We start from the raw sequence: 18,133 nt of genomic DNA, 5'->3' as shown, positions 1-18,133 counted from the left end.
GTAATGAAAACAAGTACCATCATACTCCTCCTGTTTGCCAGCACGGCGGCGGCACAAAACAAGCCAACAGCAGATACATCGCGTAAAGCCCTGCCTGCTGCCGACACAGCCCACGCCGTAGCAGACACCGCTATTAAAAGCAAACGCGCGCTGCACGAAGTAGTTATCAGCGCAGGCGCTTTTGAAGCCAACGACCGCGCCAAAGGCGCTTCACTCACACCTATTGAAGCGGTCACCGTAGCCGGCAGTGGCGGTGATATCAGCCTGGCATTACGGTCTCTTCCAGGCGCCCAACAAATTGGCGAACAGGAAGGCTTGTTTGTACGCGGCGGTACCAGCGACGAAACCCGGCAATTCATAGACGGCACTTTGCTACGTACGCCTAACTACCCGTCCGTACCAGGCGTACAACAATCTGCCCGTATCAATCCTTTCCTGTTCAAAGGCATCTTATTCAGCACCGGCGGCTACTCCGCTTTGTATGGCGGCGCCATGAGCAGTGCCCTCATATTGGAAAGCGAAGACCTTCCGGAAAAAACCTCTGCGAGGCTTTTTGTATTTCCCACTACCCTCGGCGCCGGCATGCAACACCTCGCTAAAAATAACCGCAGCAGCTACGGATTCAACCTGAGTTATAGTAATCAATCGCTCTACAACAGCATCGTTCCGCAAAAACCGGATTATTTCAGCGGCCCGCTCTACGCGGATGGCAACTTCAACTTCCGGATCAAAACCGGTAAAACAGGCATGCTGAAACTCTATAGCGGCTGGGGACACAGCGATGTAGGTATGAATAATCCCGACATCGACAGCGCCGCACTAAAAGCTGGCTACCAGGTACGCGGATGGAACAGCTATAATAATCTCAGCTTCCGCAGCTACCTGAACGAAAACTGGAAACTGGACGCCGGCCTGGCCTATAGCTATAACCGGCAGGAAAACAGCCTGCACCTCAGTGATGTTAAAGGAAATATCGTCACTATTCCGTATATCCCTTACAGTTATAAAAGCAATGAACGGAATATAGAAACGGATTTTGCACAGGCCCGGCTGGTGCTCACCCATTTCTTTCCACAGGGGCAAACATTGCGCTTTGGAGCAGAACAGTTTTATACGCATGACCATGGCCACTCCAACGACAGCCTGCTCCGTGTAACTGATTACCTCACGGCCGTATTTGCAGAAGGTGATATTTACCTCGCGGATAATCTCGCGGCTAAGGCGGGTGCACGGATGGAGTATTCTTCTGTGTTACAGAAAACTGTAGTGGCGCCACGTATCAGTCTGGCCTACCGGTTACAGGATGGCAGCCAGTTTAACCTGGCCTATGGCATCTTTTACCAGGAGCCGGCCAACGACTACCTGTACCAGTCCACCCAGCTTAATTTTTCCAGTGCTACCCACTACGTGCTGAACTATACGAAGAAAGCCAATAACCGCTTCTTCCGGGCAGAAGTATACTACAAGCAATACCAGGATCTCATCAAAACATCGCCCGTACTTAGTAATAACGGGAAAGGCTATGCTCAGGGAGTGGAACTATTCTGGCGGGATAAAAAAAGTATCAAAAACCTGGACTACTGGATAACCTATACTTATCTCGATACCAAACGCGATTTCCTGAACTATCCCTACCAGCTACGGCCCTCTTTTGCAGCGCCACACACCGCTACTGTAGCCATTAAAAAGTACTTTCCCAATATCAATACCAACGTAAACCTGTCCTGGGCCATGGCTGCAGGCAGGCCATACTACAACATCGGTAACAATGGTATTAATGACGAAGGAACTACCAAAGGATATAATGCGGTAAACCTGCACGTGGCCTGGCTCTGCTCTTTCTTTAAAAACAAAAAATGGAAAGACTTCTCCGGCGTGGCCATGGGCATCAACAATATCACCGGCACCCGGCAGGTGTTTGGATATAACTACAGCTATAATGGACTCATTAAACAACCTGTTACGCTACCGGCTACACGAAATGTGTTTATTGGCATATTCATGAGCTTCGGCATAGATCGTACGGACGACTTCCTAAATAACAATTTATAAACCTTACAAAAAAAGAAAAATGAAAAAACTATTGATTTGCCTGTCTGTTTTATTCGTTACCTATAGCGGGTTTGCACAATCCAATGCCTTACAGCAGGCAGTAACGAAATTGGATCAGGCCCAAACGGTAAAAGACTATGAAACACTGGAGAAAACATTCCTTGGTATCACTGAACAACCGACTTGGCTGGCGCCTTACTATGCGGCATTATGTAACGCAAAAATTGGCTTTCTTTTACAGGATGATGGCGAAAAAATTGAACCATACAGCATCCGCGGCGAAGAGCAGGCAAAAAAAGCACTGGCCTTATTAGACGCCACCAAACAACCTAAAGAAGCAGCAGAAGTATATACCGTATTGAGCATGGTATACCGCACCAAAGTGTTTATCAACCCTATGAGCTATGGCCGTAAATATGGCCCGCAGTCGGAACAGGCACTGAAACAGGCCAAAGCCTTAGACCCACAAAATCCAAGGGCCATGTTTGTGACGGCCTGGGTGAAATATTATACACCAAGAATGTGGGGTGGCGATAAAGACCTGGCGAAACAACTGGCTACACAAAGCCTGCAGCAACTGGCTACTCCGGCTACCGGCATAGATCCGCACTGGGGTAAAGCGGAAGATGAAGCGCTGCTGAGCAAATTTAAATAACCTTTAAATGGAAAGATCATGGGATTTGGGATTATAATCCTGCTACGCGTTCTATTTGTAGCGTGCATGGTATTTATTATCGGGAACATTTTTGGCGGCTTTTCGAAAAAACCGGCCCTCCGTACTATTGGCAAAGTAGCAGCTATACTGGTCATTGTACTCTTCTTTGTCAGCAATGCGATCTTCATGAGAATGGCATTTGCCCGGGGTAACGGTAATGGCCCCTGGTGCCATTACCGGGAAGAAGTGAAAGTAACGGCTCCTCACCCTTAAAACAAACCATGATCGCTGTCCGGATACCCGGACAGCGATCTTTTTAATGGGAAAACCGTCAAAATTGCGATAGGTGTTACCACTCCGCAGTCAACCATAGCAAAGATGACATAAAACCGGGTGCAGCAATGCCAAAACGGCACCTGCTGCAATCTGGAAATAAATTTGAGCGCCGTACTATTATGGATAACTCAATTTCATTTCTAACGCACCAGGCGTCGAACGATAGGAGTTTATTAGATGCCTATTCCCAGACCGTTACCGGTGTAGTGGGTACGGTGGCTGAATCAGTGGTACACATAGAAGTACAGAAAAAAGTAAGCGATCAGCGTTCGCGGGAAAGGCGTACGCAGGCGGGTACCGGCTCCGGCTTCATTATATCTTCTGATGGTTTCATCATTACCAACAATCACGTGGTAGAAAATGCCGAAAGCATAAAAGTATCTTTTGTGGATGGCAGAAGAGTGAGCGCAGAAATCAAAGGCGCCGATCCTTCTACGGATATTGCCGTACTGAAAATTGATGAATCGGGGCTTAAAGCAATGCCGTTAGCCGACTCGTCTACGTTGCAGGTAGGACAAATCGCCATCGCTATTGGTAATCCGATGGGATTACAATATACGGTCACCGCCGGGGTGGTGAGCGCATTGGGACGCACCCTCCGCGCCAGCAACGGCCGGCTGATAGACAATGTGATACAAACGGATGCAGCCCTTAACCCGGGCAATAGCGGCGGTCCGCTGGTTAATTCCGTGGGACAGGTAATCGGCGTAAACACCGCGGTCATCGCCTCCGCACAGGGGCTCTGCTTCGCCATCTCCTCCAACCTGGCCGCACAGATAGCTGGTCAGCTCATCCTGCACGGCAAAATCAGGAGAGCGCAACTGGGTATTGCCGCACAGCCGGTGAACCTCAGCAGCCGTATGATTGCTGCCAACAAATTATCCGTCCAAACCGGGGTATACGTTTTTGAAACAGTACCGGACGGCAATTTCTACAACTCCGAATTACACATCGGCGATATCATCATCGCCTTTGATGGGAAACCGGTAGCCTCTGTTGATGATCTTCACCTGCTGCTGTCTGATAAACAGATCGGGAAAAAGATTGCAGTAGATGTTTTACGGGGAGGAAGAAAAGTAGTAGTGGAAGTGATTCCGGGGGAAATCAAGCAGTAACAAACGAAAAGGCTGACCCGGATGCGTTCGGGTCAGCCTTTTCATTTATGTTGTAAGCATATGCTTTCATGCGCTATGGCTGCCCATATCACGCACGATGTATAAAATTTTTAATAGTGGTTCTTACCGGGTTAGATTTTACCGGGAACGGAGCCATGTAAAAAAACACCATCCGCTCATTGATCACACTTCTGCGGGATAAACCCAGGCTGGCGAAACAGATCCGGAGAGGAGCCATTAGCAATAAGCGCCATTTATTCTTTCCCTTATTTTTCTGCAACAGGTAATGTGCCCGGTGATATTCCAGCAATATCTTTTGGGCGTCTACAATCCCCTCCAGCAAACGATCACGGTAAGCTGCTGTTAATCGTTCTTTGGGTATAAAATGTTGCATTTTCAAATCCTGGTCATAATACAACCGATAATCCCATAACAGCAACCGCTTACAATATTCGAAGTCATCACCAGTGCTTAATTTTTCACCATCCCTACCATTCAGAAGAGAAGGATAGCGATCGTCCAGCGCCTCCAGGAACAAGGATCTTTTTGTTACCATCCCCGCTCCCACTACATATCCGCGCTCTGTAATATCTCCCGATATTTCTGCAGGAATACCAATGGCATAATTAGCCTTATATTCCTCAAACCAATCCGGATAGACATCGATGTCTGATATAGGCGCAATCTGACCACCTGCTATGCCGGTGTTGGGATGTTGTGTCATCACCTGCCACGATTTAAAAACATAGTTTTTATCCAGCAGGTTATCATCATCACAAAAAACCAGGTACTCATACTTTGCTTCCCTGACACCTGTTTTCCGGGCATACATCTGCCCCGGTGTAAGTTCATCAATGATCCTGCAAGTGGCATTTACCGGTTTTCTGGCCTCCCAGATTTCGTTGGTAAGGGCCACCGTGTTATCGGTGGAAGCATTATTGATCAATAAAATCTCCCAGAAAAAATTATCAGGAATAACCTGCGCTGCCAGATGCGCCAGTGTTTGCGGCAAGCGACCGGCACTATTATAGCAACAAATGATCACGGAAATACCGCTGGTATCATGCTCCTGAACTCTTATCTGCATTTTTCTTTCCAATTAAATTTATAAACACAAAACAAGTGGTTGTTTATTTATTCCACCCGAAGTGATTTTATGATGCGGTTCACCAACCCCGGAACAGGTTTATTCAACGCGGTATATATCGCTGTATTTTGCGCAATGAATCCTACCAGTTTAAATACCCGGTGCGGATTGCTGCTAAATTTAGACCGCAGGTATTTCTTCAGCGATACCCTGGAGAATTTTCCTGCCGGCATCAACCGCTGTTCCACGGCCGGTTTTTGCTCCGGGAAAACCTGTAACAGGCAAGTCTCGTACCACAGGTAATTCCCATATATCAACCGTTCCAGGTATTTCCTGTTGGCGCGATTTCCGGGAATCATATGTGTGATCTTCATCGATGGCGCTACGCCCGCCGCATATCCTTTGCTGATACAAAGAAATACCATCTGCGTATCTTCTCCACTCATCAGTTTATTACCTTTTCTGCCGGAAGCGGTAAAGCGGCCCTGTTTGGCCATTTCCGCGTATTCCTTCAGCAGGGCAGCTTTTATAGAAAGCCCGGTACCAAAAGGATAACAGGGTTGCCAGGAATGTTCCCTGGCCATTCTTACTTCCTTTTCCGTTCTTTTCTGAAAAACATAACTGGCAAAAACTTCAATATCAGCCGCTATACCGTCCATGAAATCTACCTCAACGATACCAGGCCCCCATGCTCCCACTTCCGGGAATTGGGTATTTAATTTTTTCAGTTCCTGGATATAGTGACGGTCTGGTTCATTATCATCATCAAAACATACAATGTAGTTTCCCCTCGATTGCTCAATCCCTGCAATACGGGCATGACTCAATCCCTGTTCCAGTACCCGGAGAATGCTGAGCCCCGCGATCTTCTCTTTGAACGCCTGCACAAAAGGCCGGTCTGCTAAAGGAACCTGGCTATTGTTGTCTACCAGGATAACCTCCACAGCCATATTGGTTGTATCCAACTGCATCACAGCATTCAAACAACGCTTTAATATACGCTCATCGGGGTTATAGGTACATATAACCAACGAATAGTCTATTACTTCATGCGAATCGATCATATCAAACAATTGCTCATTTAAACAGTCCCTTTACCCATCTCTTAATACGCGTTTTCAATTTCTTCTCTTTACGGTATCTCGCCCATCTGTGCACCAATCCGAAATCTTTCCATTGAAAAAAGTAATCGGCATCATCTTCTGGTGAAACATACAGCGGATGTACCAATGGCTTATCCAGTTCTCCCGTTGGTAAGTTGGCGTGATGATTCAGCATACTATTATGAGTATGTGTGGCATCCGCTCTGAATCCTATGTTGCTGATCAGGTTCACATTAGGCGTGATACACAGTCCGCTACGAAAAAAATTAATCAGGCTAAACCGGTAATCCCACGAATTTATTTTTCCAGTGTTTAAGTCCTGCAAGGTTTCCATCCATGCCTGAATGAGCATCTGGTCCCGGAAAATATAATTTAATCTTCTGCGGACTTCAGCCTCCTCGTACATGCTCATATCCGTATTGTACGCTGCCCAGGCCCTACGCCAGCCGGCCCAGCCCCATATCTGCGTATAACGGGAGAAGTAATAACTGGCGTCGCCCCACTTCTTTCCCATTTGCAGGTTAGTACCAGTCACATTCACCATGCGGGTATCATACCGGTAACGTTCCAGCATGGTATCACAGAAATAAAAAAAATCATCCGCAGGTAAACAATCGTCTTCCAGGATGATACCTTCTTCTTCGTGTTGAAAAAACCAGGTAATGGCTTCCGCCACTGCTACGTCACAGCTTTTATTGTCTGTATGGAACAATTTATGAACGGTACATTCCCAATCAATCTGATCGTAAATTTGCCTGGTTTCCGCGCATAAAAGTATATCCTTCTCTACACCCGGCCGGGGGCCATCCGCTGCTATGTACAATCTTGACGGCCTGGCCTCTCTCACCTTGTTAAATACCTGTAACGCCGTATCCGGCCGGTTAAAAGCGAGTAACAAAACAGGTGATTTCACTGCATAGTTTAACATAGCAAGTAATGAATCTTATATTTAATAAAATGCAAATCTAAATCATTGATACCAGAAAGATATCCTTCCACCCTATCCCGCATCCGGCATTTCCCTGATATAATCCTTCCAGAATCCCCAATATTTAGCCCAGGCATGGCATCCCAGGGGCAACTGCTGGTGGTTCCGTTGATATAACGCATCAGCGTTTACTTCAAAACTAAAAGTAGCGGCCAACTCCGGTGGGGCCACTTTAAAAAAGGGATAAAGTGCTGGCACCACCTGTGTCCAGATCATATCTTCATGAAAGAAGCGATCTTTGAAAAAATGGTTAAGATGATAATTTAAAATGAGTTCTTTTCGCTCCGTTGTTACCAACTTGCGTACACCCGGGATACTGGTAAGGAAAAATTTTTCTACCTTCCACCAGAACCGGTATTTATAGAGCTTATCCAGTACCCTGATACAAGATTTAATATTTCTTATAGAGAAGCCCGAATTAAGTGCATTAAGGAAAGGTGCATCCTTCTTCGCTTCCCCAAAACCCTCAAAAATGGGAGCGCCAATAAAATCAAAGGCAAATCCATGATGTTCCGCAATGTTGGAATTAAAAATATATGCATCCAATTCATACGTCATCATAAAATCGTATTCGGCAAATAGCGCATAAAACGCCGGCGATACCTTCGTTTTGTTATAGTTTTGGATGGAGGAAAGCCAGGAAGCCGGTACCGGCTTTAATATCAGCTGAGGATTAATCTTCAGATAATCGTCTGTTACTAATCCTTCCGGAAATACCAGGAAACAAGCATAATCCTTCAAATGCCGGCTACAGGCAAGCAACGAGGCCCTTTCTTCAGCAGACAAAACAGGTTTGTGTACGGGTATAACTACGCATAATTTCCGGGAATCGACCATAAAAGACTATTAACAATCACATTTTTGGCTTACAAATGTAAGATAAAATTAATCCGGGGCGAAATTTTTAACCGCAGGAGGCCGCCAGGGGCTTTATTTCCGATTGGGCCTCTATACGCCGGCAACACCTTCTTTTTTATGCCAATCATCGCAAAACAAGAAACTACTTATCTTCGGCAGGCATGAAAAAAATACCGGTAAGACATATTCCGCCTGCCTCCTTTGGTATCCGTGATCTCCAGGACGTACTGGCGGGAAATGATATGGTGCAGGAGCTACACCGGCACGACTTCTACTACCTGCTGGCCGTGAAAGAAGGAACCGGGCATCATGAAATAGATTTCACACCATACCGCATTGGGCATCATGCCATTTTTTTCCTGCGCCCCGGGCAGGTTCATCAACTCCACCTGGGAAAAAACAGCACCGGGTATATGATGCAGTTCAATCCTGCCTATTATGTTCCTGCCAGCCCAACCGCCGCACAACAGTTTCATGAAGCGGCCCATACTAATCACTACCAACCCGACACTGCCCAGTCGAAAAAATTATTTTCATTGCTCGCAGATATCCTGCAGGAAAATACCCGGCAGCAACCAGGTTACCTGCCCATCATTGCGGCCACGCTGGATATTTTCTTCATCACACTTACCCGTAGCGATGTAACACAGGCAAACAACCATCACTCCTATATGCAGGAACAACTGCAAACATTTTCCACTTTGCTGGAAACACATATCTCCCAACACAAACAAGTGGCACAATATGCTTCCCTGTTGCATTTGTCGCCCTATCAACTCAACACCATCACGAAAACCCTGCTGGGCAAAACAGCCTCTCAAATGATCAATGAATATATCCTGCTGGAAGCCAAAAGATACCTGCTGGCCACCAGCAACCAGGTAAACCAGGTGGCTGATCTGCTGGGCTACGAAGATGTTTCCTACTTTATCCGGTTCTTTAAAAAACATACCGGCCAATCTCCGGAAGCATTCCGGCATCACTTCAAATAAATCCTATACAACTACCTATTTGTCCTACTCCGGCATCAGCCTTCCCGCCTATCTTTACCACCGTAACAATAGCACCACCATGACCACCGGAAACGACAAACAAAAGTGGAACGACCGATATCGCACCACTACCTATGCTTATGGCAAAACCCCTAATCTTTTTTTTAAAGAATGGCTACAAAAATTCCCCCCCGGTACTATCCTTATGCCCGCCGATGGAGAAGCCCGCAACGGCGTATTTGCGGCACAAATGGGCTGGAACGTCACGTCCTTCGACCTGAGTGAAGAAGCCTGCAGCAAAGCCCTGCAATTAGCCCGGGAACAACAGGTAACGATTAATTACCTCGTAGGTGAACTGGAACAGCTCTCCTTTCCACCCGCGTCCTTTGACGCCATTGGACTAATCTACGCCCATATTGCAGCCGAAAAAAAATCAGCCTTTCACCGTCAACTCAATACACTGTTGAAACCCGGCGGCATTATCCTCTTCGAAGCTTTTAGCAAAAAACATCTTCCCCTTAAACAACTAAATCCCAAAGTAGGCGGCCCCGATGATATCGCCGCCTTATTCTCCGAGGCAGAAATCATGGCCGATTTTGTGAACTATGATACGCTCCTGCTCACAGAAGAAGAAATACACCTGGAGGAAGGGCGCTTTCACAGTGGCAAGGGCGCCGTAATCAGGTTTGTAGGTAGAAAAAGCGCGTAACAACACAGATCCGTAACACCCAACAAAACACTTTGCAAATCCGGAACCCGCTCATTACAAACCCGGTGAAAAGCTGAATAGATTTATCATTTCGACCCTTTTTATACACGGGGGACTGCCATTCAAAGTGGCAGTCCCTCTTTTGTGTTATCCCGCCATTCTTTTTCGGACGTACTCCCCTACATTAATACATTTGTAATCCGGGAAAAGAAAACCACTAATTATCACTTGTCATGACTCCCGTTGAAAAAGATCGACTTTATATCTATTCACCTTTAAAATGCAATTTGTCATGCTATCAACAATTTCCACTCCGGAACTTTATTGCCCGTTCCCTGAAACACTCCATCCGCAAGTATATGAAGCGGATCAACACACCACCGATTGGGTACATGCTTTCCACCTCGCGAAAGACCATGCTACCTGGGAACATTACCACCAGCAGAAATTCACCTGGATGGTAGCCCGTATGTTCCCGAATGCCTCCCTGTTTTCGCTATGCATTGCAAGCGATTTCAACACGCTGCTCTTCCTCTGGGACGACCACCTCGATGCCCTCGCACCCAACGAGTTCAATACCGGGTTCGAACGCATGGTATACCAGATGATGCAGGTGCTGGAAGCAAACAAAACGTTTACGCTGGCCACCGGCGGCCCTATTCTCGCCGCAATGAGCGACATCTGGCAACGGATGCGGCAAATCAGCAACAAAGCCTGGCAAACCCGCTTCGCCCGCAGCCTTAAAGACGCCTTTATGGCCAATATGTGGCGTATGAAGCATGTGGACAATGCCAGGAACATTCCCCTGAACGATTACATCCGTTTCCGCCCACAAATCGGGGGCGCTAACTTCTTCCTGGACCTCGCCACGCTGGTAGGAGAAATCAATTTGCCGGCGGATTTACGGGCCAACAAACAGGTAAAAAGCCTGGGGTTGTATTGCAGTCGCACCATCTGCTGGGCAAACGATTTATACTCTTTTTCCAAAGAACTGGAAGGAGGAGATGAACTGAACCTGGTAATGCTGCTTAAACACCATCATCAGCTTACGCTGGAACAAGCCGTAGAGCAGGCTGTCCGCATCCACAATTCAGAAGTAGCGTTGTTTAATAACACGGCAGATGTACTCACTGCCCTTTGTTCCAATACGGTAAAACCCGTACTGGAGGAATATGTGCTGGCACTTGGCCGCATGATGAGAGGAAATATCGATTGGAGTAGCCAGGATACTACCCGCTACCTGTATGTATATGCTTAATTATTGTGGTAACAGTTTATTCAGGGTGTTGTTCAACAGCCGTAGATCAATAGGCTTGGAAATGTATTCACTGGCGCCAGCCCCGAGCAAATCATCGATCGACTCCTGGAAAGCATCACCCGACACGGCAATCACCGGAATGTCTTTAAACGCAGGTATTTCCCGGAATCGTTTGATGGTATCGCTTCCGCTAAGTCCCGGCATATAACTATCTATGAAAACAACGTCCGGTTTTTCATCCATTGCCTTGTTAATCCCTTCAACCCCACTACCAGCTACCAGGGTATTAAAGCCCAGTTTACGCAGGAAATTAGCCAGTACCAACTGACTCATCTCATTGTCATCAATCACCAGCCCTTTCATCCCTTTATGCAGGGTTAATTCCATAAAAGAGGCAGCGCGCGGGGCTACCGGTTTCTCCGGCACTATCAGCGGCAATTGCACCACAAAAGTGGCTCCTTCCTGCAGCACGCTGTTAACGGCTATTTTTCCGCCCATTAACTCCACATACTTCTTTGTGATAGGTAAACCCAGCCCGGTACCCTCAAAATCGCTTTTCCCGGCCTTAAATGGCGTAAATACCGACAACAGTTCTTGTTCCGGTATGCCCGGTCCCTGATCTTTCACCTGGAACTGCCAGAAGTCCCCATCTCTCAAAACGGTAATATTCACTACACTATTGACACGGGTAAACTTGATGGCATTAAACAACAGGTTATTCAATACCTGCGTGAATTTGCCTTTATCCGCTACAACGGAAGCCGGCATCCCCTCGCGGATATCCGCTTTAATCCGGATACCGCGAAGGTCGGCAATGTATTGGTATACAATTACTTTGTCTGTAATGAGTTCCCGGATATTGAATGCCTCCGGATGCAGGTCGTGTGAAGCCCCCCCTTCTATCCGGGAAATAGCCAACACATTATTGATAATCTGTAATACGTTATGCGTAGCGGAATAAAGGTGCTCTATTTCAGGGCGGATATCGGCATACCGTTCTTCCTTATGCACTTTCATCAGCAGGTCCTGACTAATGCCATAAATAGCATTCAGCGGGTTGCGGATTTCATGGCTGGTTTCCCGCACAAAAATGGTTTTCTCGTCGGTAGCCCTGACCAGTTTATTGTTGAGCGTTTTTAATCTTTTTACATATAGGAAGACAGTAGCGATGTCCAGCAGGAGAATAGCCGGCAGGGTAATCCAGCGGATAATAAATTGCTGTTCATGTCCCAGGGGCATCGGTGGCACCACGTTGATGTAATAGTTGATTTCACAGGCTATCACAGACAAGGCGGCCACTACTATGCTGGCTGCTACCAGGGTACGGGTCTGGAATATCATCAGCGAGGCGCCCAGGAGAAACAGGAATAACAGGTGTACTTCCGTTAACATCCCCATTACAGCGCTGAAATACACAATTGCCACATTGTTAATGGCAACAAACGAGATACTGGCTAAAACAGGCTTATTGGCCGCATTTAACAGCAATACGCCTATGAACAATGCTGCTTCTATGTACGCCGGAACCAACAGGGCCATTTTACCCGCCCCCAAATAGACCAGCGCACCAAAAAGCAAACAAAGCGTAGTGGTAGTTACTGAAAAAATATTGACCATCCTGGTCACCTTAGCCTGCGCTTCCTCCTGGTGGGAAGTGCCGGCATTCACAACGTGGTGAAATAGCTGGCGAGTATCCATATGGTTATTATTTTGAGAGGCATTTTCGGGATGATAACATGGCGAAAATAACAGTTGTAAACTAATATACGATCACATGATTAAATCCGCTACAATATTACGCAATATTTATGGTTTACCTCCTTTCACTTTTAACAGGCTGGCATTAATTGCCACCACTACCGTACTCACCGTCATTAATACCGCCCCGGCAGCCGGACTTAGTAAAATTCCCTGCTTATACAGTACTCCGGCAGCCAGTGGCAAGGCCACTACGTTATACCCGGTTGCCCAGACCAGGTTCTGCATCATTTTACGCCAGGTGGCCTTCCCAAACAAAATCAGGTTTACCACGTCCTGGGGATTGCTGTTTACCAATACAATTCCGGCTGTTTCGGCCGCCACATCACTACCACTGCCAATAGCAATCCCCACATCTGCTTTGGCCAGCGCCGGCGCATCATTGATGCCGTCGCCGGTCATTGCTACAAATTCCCCTTGCTGCTGTAATTCTTTTATCTTATCCAGCTTTTCATGTGGCAATACTTCTGCAAAAAAGCTATCCATGCCCAGCGTTTTGCTCACGCTTTCTGCCACCTTACGGTTATCACCGGTGAGCAACACGGTTTTAATATGGTTTTGTTTCAGGGTGGCAATCGCTCCCGCTGATTCCGGCCTGATTTGATCCGCCAATGCAATAAATCCCGCAACCGCATTGTCTACTACTACATATACCACCGTTTCCCCGGAGGAAATGTTGGCACTCGTGTTTTGGTCTTTAAACTGCTCCTCAATAAATCCTGGGCTCACTACTTTTACTTCTTTACCCCCCACTTTACCCGTAATTCCCTTACCGGTAATAGCAGCAATATTTTCTGCCACAGGCAGGGATAATTGTAACGCTTTTGCTTTGTCCACAATACCCGTTGCAATCGGATGTTCTGAACTACCTTCCAGTGCAGCGGCCAATGCCAGCATGGATTCTTTGGTTAAGCCGGCTTGCAGGCTATCGAAACGAACCACTTCAAAACGGCCAACGGTAAGGGTACCCGTTTTATCAAATACAATGGTGGTGATGTTACGGGAGTTTTCAAAGTCTGTCCGGTTCTTAATCAGCAACCCATGTCTGGCCGACAGGGCGGTGGATTTGGCGATTACCAGTGGCACCGCCAGTCCCAGCGCATGCGGACAACAAATCACGATCACCGTCACCATTCGCTCAATGGCAAAGGAGAGATCCCGTCCACTCATCCACCAGTACAAGAAGGTGGCGATACCCGCCACGATAGCAATCAGGGTAAGCCAGCGGGCCGCTTTATCTGCCAGTAATTGTGTTTTCGATTTGGATTGCTGTGCATCCTGTACCAGCTTCACTACCTGCGATAAATAAGAATCTGCTGAGCCATGCGTAACGGATACTTTGATTGCCCCGTTACCATTCACTGAACCAGCAATCACTTTATCGCGGGCCTGCTTCTGCACCGGTTTCGACTCTCCCGTCAGCATGCTCTCATTCAGATAGGTTTCCCCTTCTGTTACCACGCCATCCGCCGCTACTTTTTCCCCCGGCTTCACCAGGATAATATCTCCTGCCTTCAGCGACGCGGTTTGTACATCCATGATATGATCTCCATGTACCAGGTGCGCATTGTCCGGCATCAGTTGTACCAGTAGTTCCAGCTCCCTGGATGCACCTACAATGGATTTCATTTCAATCCAGTGTCCCAGCAACATAATGAGGATCAACGTGGTTAATTCCCAGAAGAAATCCATCCCTGATAAGCCCAGCACAGTGGCCACACTGTATATATACGCCACGGTGATAGCAAATCCTATCAGCGTCATCATGCCCGGCTCCCAGGCTTTCATTTCGTCGTACCAGCCTTTTAAAAAGGGCCAGCCGCCATATACAAAAACTGCAGAAGACAGTGCGAGCAATACGTACTTATCTCCCGTAAAATTTATTGAAATACCTAACCACTGCTGAATCATTTTTGATAACAGCATCACCGGAACGGTGAGTAGTAACACTACATAAAAACGTTTCCTAAAGTCGGCAATCATCATGGCATGATGATCGTGATGTCCGCCATGCTGGTGTCCGGAATGATCCGGCATGTTATTCATATCGTGTGGTGAATGATGAGCATGTTCTGACGCTGGTGGATGTTCAGGTATTGGTGGATGTTGATCCCCGTGTTGGTGCTCATGCTGATGTTGATGATCCATTTCTCTTAAATTTTAATAGCTTAATGTAATCCCCGCGCCAAGTCCCATGTCACTATCGTAGTGTGTTGAAAAAGCAAAGTTCCTGGTAACAATGTACCGGAAGCCGGCCATGTACTCTTTATCGGTGTTTACCATGAAACTAAACCGTAGCCGCTTCGTTACCGGTACATCATCCCGCATCAGCTGAAACCGCAGGCGTCCGTCCGTATCCACAGAGGCATCCGCTACTATCAGCATCGGCAATGTATACTCCAATCCCACGTGAAACACCTGCCTGAAGTCTTTGGTATTTTTTTGTCCGAATAAATTCTTCTCAGATTCCTCCATTTTGCGGTAACGCACATCCCAACCGATGTAGGGAAACAGCCATTGCATTTTACCTATATACCGCCCAAAATGGCTCTCACTTTCATACCCATGATGATCATTTAATCCCAGCCGCCATTCGGTAGATAAGCGGTAACGGGTGTTCGCTACCATAATTTCCCCATCACTCCCCGTGCTTTCCAGTCCTACCCGGGCCATGGTATGCAGCATGCGATCATCTTTCTTCAGCATGCGATAAGCCATTGCAGGATCCGGCACCTCCGGATTGGGAGGAGAATCTTCATAACTGAATACCCGTCCCATACCACTCATCATGTGATAAAGAATATGACAGTGGAAGAACCAGTCGCCGCTTTCGGTGGCCGCAAACTCAATGGTATCCGTTTCCATGGGCATAATATCCAGTACCGTTTTCAGCGGGGAATACTCTCCCTGTCCGTTCAGGACCCGGAAGAAGTGCCCATGTAAATGCATCGGGTGGCGCATCATCGTGTTGTTATACAGCACAATTCTTACATTCTCCCCTTTCTTAATTAAGATCTTATCGGTTTCGGACACCGTTTTATTATTGATACTCCACACATAACGGTTCATATTACCGGTTAGTTCGAAGTTGAGTACTTTGGTGGGCCCTGGTGGCAGGGTTGTTTTCTCCGGCGCCTTTAACATGCCATAATTGAGTGTTACAATATCTCCGGATGTACTGTCCATGTGCATACCGGCCATGTCGTGCTGCATGGGAGCAGCCGTTTCGCCGCCGGTAATTTCAGGATACATCACGGTATTCATGTCCATCTGCTGATTGGTCATCTGCATACCGCCACTGGTATCCAGGTCGCCGTTCATTTGCATCATGTCGTTCATCATCTTCATCCCTTCAAAATATTTCAGTCGGGGTAGCGGTTTGGCAGGCATCTTCATGCCTTCACCCAGCCAGAGGGAAGTACTACCGGTGCGGTCCTCTGCCGTGGCCATAAATTCATACTGCATATTTTCCGGCACGGTAACAACTACATCGTATGTTTCGGACACGCCTACCAGCAGGCGGTCTACTTCTACCGGTTCTACATCGGCGCCGTCGTTGGCCACCACGGTAATTTTTCCGCCGGCATAATGCAGCCAGAAATAGGTAGAGGAGCTACCGTTGATAATACGCAGCCGTACCTTATCGCCTGCTTTGAATTGTGGTGCAGTGGCGGCGGGCTGGCCATTGGAGAGAAAGCGCTCGTAATAAACATCGCTCACATCCATGGCATTCATGCGTTTCCATTCATTGGTCACTTTGGTAGAAAAATGCTGGTGCTTTACCGCTTCTGCATAGCTCTGTACAGATCCCTTCTTTATGGCAAACCAGTCGTTGGCATTGTGCAGGTAGCGGTTCACAGTATGTGGGTGCATATCGGTCCAGTCGCTCAGCAATAACGTATATTCTTTCTCGCTAGTTTCATTTCTTTTATGGATAACAATGGCGCCATACATACCGCTTTGTTCCTGGAACATGGTATGGCTGTGATACCAGTAGGTACCGTGTTGTACCAGGGGAAAGCGGTAGAGATGTGTTTCGCCTGCTTTCACCGGGCTGGTGGTGAGGTAAGATACCCCGTCGTACTGATTAGGTAAAATAAGTCCGTGCCAGTGGATGGAAGTTGTTTCTTTCAGGGTATTATGTACGTATATTTCGGCGGTATCGCCTTCGGTGAAATGCATGGTAGTGCCGGGGATGGCGCCGTTGATGGCCAGTGCATGCCTGGTTTTTCCGGAGTAGTTAACCATGGTATCTCCTACATACAAATCGTAGCGAACTACTTTAGGAGCCTGGGTTAAAGAAGCCTGTGCGGTAACCACACCACACAGGCTTATCAACAATATTATATACAGGAATAGTGCTTTCATAATCGAAATTGAAGATGCTGCTACTTAATGGTATCGCTTACTTTACCGCAAGTCAGCATCTGGTTGCCGAAGTAAGGATTTTTGATGGCGTTGCTGCTGCTCAGCCAGTAGGCTTTTTTCATGGGGCAATATTCCTGGTATACTGGTGCGGCAGATAATGATACTGCTTTCGCCAGTGAATAAATATTGTCAGAAAACGTTTTAAAATATTCTCTTTGTTTATTGATATCTTTTGTGCCGGCAATTGCTTTAGCATCGGCTACTAACTTGTCAGACAAAGGCATATAAGCGTTGTGATCTGCTGCAGGCATGGATTTCATATCTACACTGGCAGCGGCCTTTACAAATGCTTCGGCTTGTGCAGCGACGGCAGTAGCATTGCTACCGATCAACGCGTCTTTAATCTGATAGTATTGCGTCAACAAAGGTGAGAGTTGAGCGGAAGCTGTTTTATCCTGTGCCTTGCCTTGTTGGAAAAATCCGGCTACTAAAACCATTCCTGCCAGTAATATCTTTTTCATGTTGATATGTTTTATTTTTTTGAAGAAATTTATCCGTTCGTGTAGTTGTTAGCGTTATGACAATGCTTCTGCTTTGTAACCTGCTTTTTCGATTGCTACCCTTACTTCACTTTTATCGAGGTTTTCTTTGGCGATGGTGAGTATTTTATCTGCGCTGGTCAGGTCTACTTCCCAGTTATCTGCGCCGGCCAGTTCATTTAATACAGGCGTTACCGTTGCTATACATCCTGAACATTTTATATTGGTCTTGAATTGTACTGTTTCCATTCTGTTTATTTTTTTATGAGATAATTGTCTGATTGATGATGTAAAATTACGTGCTAAGGAACCGGG

16 protein-coding genes are annotated in these 18,133 nt (G+C 46.9%); 7 read left to right on the top strand and 9 right to left on the bottom strand.

The genetic code is table 11. The annotated features are described in order from the left end of the window. Positions 1-3: 3 nt before the first annotated feature. From AC5ZC7_RS08345 to AC5ZC7_RS08330, 4 genes are all read left to right on the top strand, one after another. Positions 4-2,052 (top strand): TonB-dependent receptor plug domain-containing protein, encoded by a 2,049-nt coding sequence (locus AC5ZC7_RS08345; protein WP_496162694.1) that lies wholly within the window; start codon positions 4-6, stop codon positions 2,050-2,052. Between the two features lie 19 nt (positions 2,053-2,071). Beyond that, the gene (locus AC5ZC7_RS08340) at positions 2,072-2,707 is read left to right on the top strand and encodes a hypothetical protein (RefSeq protein ID WP_496162693.1); all 636 of its coding nucleotides are present in this window, start codon (positions 2,072-2,074) and stop codon (positions 2,705-2,707) included. A gap of 66 nt (positions 2,708-2,773) precedes the next feature. Then, entirely contained in the window at positions 2,774-2,980 is a 207-nt protein-coding gene (locus AC5ZC7_RS08335; RefSeq protein WP_496162692.1) for a hypothetical protein, read from the top strand. A 128-nt stretch (positions 2,981-3,108) separates the two neighbouring features. Further along, a complete protein-coding gene (locus AC5ZC7_RS08330; protein WP_496162691.1) occupies positions 3,109-4,158 on the top strand; it encodes a trypsin-like peptidase domain-containing protein in 1,050 nt (349 codons plus the stop codon). An 88-nt stretch (positions 4,159-4,246) separates the two neighbouring features. Here AC5ZC7_RS08330 and AC5ZC7_RS08325 read toward each other — a convergent pair whose 3' ends face one another. The 4 genes from AC5ZC7_RS08325 to AC5ZC7_RS08310 all read right to left on the bottom strand — a co-directional run bounded on the left by AC5ZC7_RS08325 (position 4,247) and on the right by AC5ZC7_RS08310 (position 8,173). Then, positions 4,247-5,245 (bottom strand): glycosyltransferase, encoded by a 999-nt coding sequence (locus AC5ZC7_RS08325; protein ID WP_496162690.1) that lies wholly within the window; start codon positions 5,243-5,245, stop codon positions 4,247-4,249. A 47-nt stretch (positions 5,246-5,292) separates the two neighbouring features. Further along, entirely contained in the window at positions 5,293-6,309 is a 1,017-nt protein-coding gene (locus AC5ZC7_RS08320) for a glycosyltransferase (protein ID WP_496162689.1), read from the bottom strand. Positions 6,310-6,322: 13 nt separating this feature from the next. Beyond that, positions 6,323-7,276, bottom strand: a complete 954-nt coding sequence (locus AC5ZC7_RS08315) for a hypothetical protein (protein WP_496162688.1) — start codon at positions 7,274-7,276, stop codon at positions 6,323-6,325. Positions 7,277-7,348: 72 nt separating this feature from the next. After that, on the bottom strand, positions 7,349-8,173 hold the full coding sequence (locus AC5ZC7_RS08310) for a DUF5672 family protein (RefSeq protein WP_496162687.1): 825 nt from the start codon (positions 8,171-8,173) through the stop codon (positions 7,349-7,351). A gap of 182 nt (positions 8,174-8,355) precedes the next feature. On the opposite strand from AC5ZC7_RS08310, the gene AC5ZC7_RS08305 reads away from it, so the two are divergent. The 3 genes from AC5ZC7_RS08305 to AC5ZC7_RS08295 all read left to right on the top strand — a co-directional run bounded on the left by AC5ZC7_RS08305 (position 8,356) and on the right by AC5ZC7_RS08295 (position 11,153). Next, positions 8,356-9,186: a helix-turn-helix domain-containing protein gene (locus AC5ZC7_RS08305; RefSeq protein ID WP_496162686.1), complete on the top strand. Its 831-nt coding sequence runs from the start codon at positions 8,356-8,358 to the stop codon at positions 9,184-9,186. A 19-nt stretch (positions 9,187-9,205) separates the two neighbouring features. Further along, positions 9,206-9,895: a methyltransferase domain-containing protein gene (locus AC5ZC7_RS08300; protein WP_496162685.1), complete on the top strand. Its 690-nt coding sequence runs from the start codon at positions 9,206-9,208 to the stop codon at positions 9,893-9,895. Between the two features lie 292 nt (positions 9,896-10,187). Continuing rightward, entirely contained in the window at positions 10,188-11,153 is a 966-nt protein-coding gene (locus AC5ZC7_RS08295) for a terpene synthase family protein (RefSeq protein ID WP_496162684.1), read from the top strand. Here AC5ZC7_RS08295 and AC5ZC7_RS08290 read toward each other — a convergent pair whose 3' ends face one another. The 5 genes from AC5ZC7_RS08290 to AC5ZC7_RS08270 all read right to left on the bottom strand — a co-directional run bounded on the left by AC5ZC7_RS08290 (position 11,154) and on the right by AC5ZC7_RS08270 (position 18,067). After that, a complete protein-coding gene (locus AC5ZC7_RS08290; RefSeq protein ID WP_496162683.1) occupies positions 11,154-12,851 on the bottom strand; it encodes an ATP-binding protein in 1,698 nt (565 codons plus the stop codon). It lies immediately after the preceding gene. Positions 12,852-12,959: 108 nt separating this feature from the next. Continuing rightward, on the bottom strand, positions 12,960-15,059 hold the full coding sequence (locus AC5ZC7_RS08285; protein WP_496162682.1) for a copper-translocating P-type ATPase: 2,100 nt from the start codon (positions 15,057-15,059) through the stop codon (positions 12,960-12,962). 12 nt (positions 15,060-15,071) lie between these two features. Then, positions 15,072-17,279, bottom strand: coding sequence for a multicopper oxidase domain-containing protein (locus AC5ZC7_RS08280; RefSeq protein WP_496162681.1), 2,208 nt, complete (start codon positions 17,277-17,279; stop codon positions 15,072-15,074). A 20-nt stretch (positions 17,280-17,299) separates the two neighbouring features. After that, entirely contained in the window at positions 17,300-17,800 is a 501-nt protein-coding gene (locus AC5ZC7_RS08275; protein WP_496162680.1) for a DUF3347 domain-containing protein, read from the bottom strand. A gap of 54 nt (positions 17,801-17,854) precedes the next feature. Then, entirely contained in the window at positions 17,855-18,067 is a 213-nt protein-coding gene (locus tag AC5ZC7_RS08270; protein ID WP_496162679.1) for a cation transporter, read from the bottom strand. Positions 18,068-18,133: the final 66 nt, after the last annotated feature.

It is taken from the genome of Chitinophaga sp. 9-1-y (assembly GCF_059511905.2).
The sequence above is the reverse complement of the archived record's forward strand: the minus strand, read 5'-3'. Positions and strand labels throughout refer to the sequence as shown.

Excerpts from the sequence above, each read along its gene's own strand:
- AC5ZC7_RS08345 (WP_496162694.1), top strand. The coding sequence starts at position 4 with ATGAAAACAAGTACCATCATACTCCTCCTGTTTGCCAGCACGGCGGCG.
- AC5ZC7_RS08340 (WP_496162693.1), top strand. The coding sequence starts at position 2,072 with ATGAAAAAACTATTGATTTGCCTGTCTGTTTTATTCGTTACCTATAGC.
- AC5ZC7_RS08335 (WP_496162692.1), top strand. The coding sequence starts at position 2,774 with ATGGTATTTATTATCGGGAACATTTTTGGCGGCTTTTCGAAAAAACCG.
- AC5ZC7_RS08330 (WP_496162691.1), top strand. The coding sequence starts at position 3,109 with ATGCCAAAACGGCACCTGCTGCAATCTGGAAATAAATTTGAGCGCCGT.
- AC5ZC7_RS08325 (WP_496162690.1), bottom strand. The coding sequence starts at position 5,245 with ATGCAGATAAGAGTTCAGGAGCATGATACCAGCGGTATTTCCGTGATC.
- AC5ZC7_RS08320 (WP_496162689.1), bottom strand. The coding sequence starts at position 6,309 with ATGATCGATTCGCATGAAGTAATAGACTATTCGTTGGTTATATGTACC.
- AC5ZC7_RS08315 (WP_496162688.1), bottom strand. The coding sequence starts at position 7,276 with ATGTTAAACTATGCAGTGAAATCACCTGTTTTGTTACTCGCTTTTAAC.
- AC5ZC7_RS08310 (WP_496162687.1), bottom strand. The coding sequence starts at position 8,173 with ATGGTCGATTCCCGGAAATTATGCGTAGTTATACCCGTACACAAACCT.
- AC5ZC7_RS08305 (WP_496162686.1), top strand. The coding sequence starts at position 8,356 with ATGAAAAAAATACCGGTAAGACATATTCCGCCTGCCTCCTTTGGTATC.
- AC5ZC7_RS08295 (WP_496162684.1), top strand. The coding sequence starts at position 10,188 with ATGCTATCAACAATTTCCACTCCGGAACTTTATTGCCCGTTCCCTGAA.
- AC5ZC7_RS08290 (WP_496162683.1), bottom strand. The coding sequence starts at position 12,851 with ATGGATACTCGCCAGCTATTTCACCACGTTGTGAATGCCGGCACTTCC.
- AC5ZC7_RS08285 (WP_496162682.1), bottom strand. The coding sequence starts at position 15,059 with ATGGATCATCAACATCAGCATGAGCACCAACACGGGGATCAACATCCA.
- AC5ZC7_RS08280 (WP_496162681.1), bottom strand. The coding sequence starts at position 17,279 with ATGAAAGCACTATTCCTGTATATAATATTGTTGATAAGCCTGTGTGGT.
- AC5ZC7_RS08275 (WP_496162680.1), bottom strand. The coding sequence starts at position 17,800 with ATGAAAAAGATATTACTGGCAGGAATGGTTTTAGTAGCCGGATTTTTC.
- AC5ZC7_RS08270 (WP_496162679.1), bottom strand. The coding sequence starts at position 18,067 with ATGGAAACAGTACAATTCAAGACCAATATAAAATGTTCAGGATGTATA.